Genomic DNA, 1,952 nt, shown 5'->3' on the forward strand with positions numbered 1-1,952 from the left:
TGGCTTGGCTTGGCTTGGCTTGGCTTGGCTTGGCTTGGCTTGGCTTGGCTTGGCTTGGCTTGGCTTGGCTTGGCTTGGCTTGGCTTGGCTTGGCTTGGCTTGGCTTGGCTTGGCTTGGCTTGGCTTGGCTTGGTAACAATTGTAAAGCTGTTATGGAAAAGTCAAGGCTTTTCCAATCTTTTTTTACACCACCCCCGCCCCTCGCCTCCTTCGAGACACACATCCCAACGCCTCCACCTAAAACAATCACTTAGCAAACAACAATACTTACAAAATAGTAACAATGTAAAGGAAAAAATTTTGTCAATCAGCAATAACGAATGCTGTTTTTCTTATTTACAACAACACAACAACAAACACATAGAAAAACACGAAAAATAAACAAAATAGTTTGATTGTTCGGTAGTATTTTTGTGGGCACAAGACCGGTACCCACTCTACCAATGTTCACATGCATCATGTAGAGCAAGCAACCAAGGATTTCTCAAAGTACCAGTTCATAGAAAACATAGAATGGAGCCAAGTTTAACCATGCGAACCAATGCTGAAATTAATACCGAGATCTACAACTATGGTCCCGCCCTATTGGAAAGGGTTTGTGCTGAAGTAACCACCCACGCAACTGCAGCTAATTCGGTGGCTGAACAGCAAGCAAACAAGGAGAAGCTCAACCGAAAAATTAGAGAGCTAATGGAGCAAGTGGTTTTCCAACCCAACATGAGCCACGACGACCTGTGGCGGGTTTTATGGCAGAGGGTAGTTTATGCCGGCACCTTGGCAGCCAAGGCGAGCACTGAGATCAATAGCATGGCCACACTGGTACCACTTTTCAAGAGCCTAGACAACTATGATGAAGCCCGCTTCATTTTTGACGCGGCCGAGTGGAAACAGTTTGTGCAGTATTGGAAAACCCTTTATGGCAAGACTAATTGGCTTCAGCACGCCAAAAAGGCACCGAAATGGAATCCAGCGGACTACTTCAAGAAAACTACCCCCGAAGTCTGGAAGCTGCTAATCAAAGACGAAGTTGCGTACCCTGGCCTGAAATTTTCTGCATTGTCCCCGAAAATTGAAAAATACCTCGACGTAGCCCGGACACTACATAGTCATCGTTTGGCTGGTAACGAACCAGCACTTCATTACTACACTGAGGGTCATACCTTCAGCGCTGGGCACCTCACCGGTGTCCCTTGGATCGAAGAGCGGAAACTTCTGGCCAAGGTTCGTACCAAGCTTACCAACGATGTCGGAATACTCACTGCAATGCATACAATGATGGACTTGGGCTTAAAAACGATCAAACCTGATCGCGTCATGACTTATTTGTTTTCCCAACTTGGCTGGCTCCAAACATTACCCTCTACGTTCAGCAGAGAGGACGTCATAGATAAATACCTGAACAAAAATGTTGTGGAAGAAATGACTCGGCGTGCGGATGTACTGGCCTATAGTCTGAACAAGGCGGGTCACCCAAAGGCACATCGCTTGCTCGATATCTGGATCGTGAAATACGGACAAGAACCTGATCCGGAATGGGGACTAACGGTCAATCTCCAAAATGAGCGGCAGAACATTCAAGATCTGTTCAAAGAGGTGAAAAGTACGCCGAGCTCAGAATGGAACATAGATGAATCAACCGCTGAACTGTGGTGGCCTGGTAATACACTTACTCCGCTGAAAATACCACGCTCACGAAAACCGTCTCAGCGAGCAAGTCGCAGATGCTAATCAATTAGCTCAGTAGCCCACAACATCGGCAAAAAACAGCAAAATACCGCCGTGTATAACACGAACCGACATAAATATCAGAGCAGGCACAGGGTCTGCCCCTACCGGACTTGCGCCCCAGTGCTCCAGCCATAATCCCTTCCTTCTGAGCCGCAGGCGAAAGGATTTGGCTGGGGGTGAAGGGGCGTGCCGCCCAACGGGCGGCTAGTGCGGTGCTTCCTGTT

1 protein-coding gene is annotated in these 1,952 nt (G+C 47.7%); it reads left to right on the forward strand.

The window, feature by feature from the left end; genetic code table 11:
- Positions 1 to 531 precede the first annotated feature (531 nt).
- Entirely contained in the window at positions 532 to 1,728 is a 1,197-nt protein-coding gene (locus ACYVJG_RS12820; protein ID WP_460431397.1) for a hypothetical protein, read from the forward strand.
- Positions 1,729 to 1,952 lie beyond the last annotated feature (224 nt).

This window comes from Aquaspirillum soli, assembly GCF_054781915.1.